At 30.4% G+C, this 1,893-nt stretch carries 3 protein-coding genes; all 3 read left to right on the top strand.

The window, feature by feature from the left end; genetic code table 11:
• Window positions 1-351 precede the first annotated feature (351 nt).
• Window positions 352-1,212, top strand: a complete 861-nt coding sequence (locus tag JZO83_RS14275) for a hypothetical protein (protein WP_206856488.1) — start codon at window positions 352-354, stop codon at window positions 1,210-1,212.
• A gap of 31 nt (window positions 1,213-1,243) precedes the next feature.
• On the top strand, window positions 1,244-1,675 hold the full coding sequence (locus JZO83_RS14280; RefSeq protein WP_206856490.1) for a thioredoxin family protein: 432 nt from the start codon (window positions 1,244-1,246) through the stop codon (window positions 1,673-1,675).
• A gap of 12 nt (window positions 1,676-1,687) precedes the next feature.
• Window positions 1,688-1,893: hypothetical protein (locus JZO83_RS14285; protein ID WP_207116136.1), on the top strand; the 206-nt coding region annotated here is incomplete at its 3' end.

The raw sequence follows: 1,893 nt of genomic DNA on the forward strand, positions 1-1,893 counted from the left end.
ATCATTCTATATACATTTCCATAATTCCAAATCATAATTTTCTTCTCACTTTCTCTGAATTTTCTAACTATGTGACTTTGAGCCACATGATAAATTATATCATTTTTTTTATATATTATATATTTGTAGAGAAAAGGGAAAGGAGAATGATATGAGATATAGTATAAATTTAATCTTAGGTCTCATACTTTGGATGGTTGGAAGTTAAATAAGCTTAAAATTTCAGGAGAAGTGTTGGGAGTGATTTGTATAGGTTGATTACGTTGAGATAGTAAAAGTAAAAATTTTAAATTATGTGACCTAAACGATTTTGAAAGGAAGAAAAAAATCATAGAAAGGTGGATAACCCACATGGTAAAGAAAAAAATTAAAACAAAATTATTAACAGGTATGGTATCGATTATAACTTTAGGATCATTTTTTTTGCCAGTTGTAGTAGAAATTGCTAATGCTTCAGAAATTACTACTTCGACATTTCAGAGTACCAATAGTACCCAGGCTACAATTGACGATTACTTTTCCAAAAATCCAGTTAATGTTCCTGGGATGAGTTCAAATGAGGCAACTAAAATTGTTGAAAGCATGGTAACTTTGTCCGAAACAGCAAAAGGTGTAAGTGATAAGGAAAAATCTAATATCACTAATGCGTTTAAAGATGATTTAAGAAATACATTTTCATTACACACAGACGAATTTGCGATGGATTTTACTAATGTATCTGTTTTTCAAGTTTCTGGTGAAACTGGAACAGAAGATTACTATACGATCACTGTTCCAGTAGTTGACAGTAATCTCAATTTCTTTAGTAATGTCACTGCGGTGTACGATATGAATAAACATTTAAAAGGTTATCAAGAAACTCTTATTTCTAAATCAGTAAAAGATACCTTTGAAATCAATTCGTATTCTAATGGAACTCAAACGAATCATCAAATTCTTGAAGAAAAGTTTGTTCCCAATGAAGAGTTACAGCAACAACTTCAAGATGTACAAAAAGAAGCAAGTCAATTACAGCAAACAAGAGGTTTAGCAGAGAAAGTTGCTTGTCTAGTAATCGTTTTAAATATTAGTCGCACAATCGCAAATATTCTTGCTCCCGTCTGTGCAGCTGCTTGTTTATCAGTAGTTCCAGTATGCGTTGCTTGTGTAACAGGTTTTGTTGCTTTAGGTGGCGCATCAATTACAGGCGTTATCGGCTGTTTTAAATTATAAAAAAATTTATTTTTAATCGAGGGCTTATAAAATGAAAGGTATTGTAAACAAGAAATTTACTATCTACTCAATCATGAGCATCCTTTTAATAATCATTGGGTTCTTCTTTTATTCAAAGCTATTAGAACCCAAAAATGAACTAACTCTAATTAGTAATTCTCAATTGCAGGTAATGGTAGACGAGAAGGAGGATGCGATTATCTATTTTGGTAGACCTACTTGTCCTCAGTGTCAGGAATTTGAACCTTTATTAAGAGAAACACTAGCAAAAAATAAAACCTCTATTTATTATTACAATACTGATGAAGCGCGAAAAGACAACTCAGATAAACTAAGTAATTTTTCATCTAAGTTAGACGTGGATACAGTCCCAACAGTCATTAAACTTTCAAAAGGAAAGACCATAGATAAAATAGTAGGTGTAAAGACTATAGATGCTATATATGAATTTATTATAAAGTAAGTAGGTGGACATTTGGCACACGATAAAAATTGGACTAAAAATGAAATGTTTTTAGCACTATTAAAACTATCAATTATTATAAATATTGTCGGAAATTTAGTTACTAATATAAAAGATAGTGGCGGATTACTTTATATTAATCTATTATTCGGTGTCTGCTTTCTACATATTCTTAGATATTACAATTTGAAAGTTATAGAAAAGTATTTTTATATAAC

Source organism: Enterococcus sp. DIV1298c (assembly GCF_017316315.1).
Taxonomy (GTDB): domain Bacteria; phylum Bacillota; class Bacilli; order Lactobacillales; family Enterococcaceae; genus Enterococcus_B; species Enterococcus_B mangumiae.

Excerpts from the sequence above, each read along its gene's own strand:
- JZO83_RS14275 (WP_206856488.1), top strand. The coding sequence starts at position 352 with ATGGTAAAGAAAAAAATTAAAACAAAATTATTAACAGGTATGGTATCG.
- JZO83_RS14280 (WP_206856490.1), top strand. The coding sequence starts at position 1,244 with ATGAAAGGTATTGTAAACAAGAAATTTACTATCTACTCAATCATGAGC.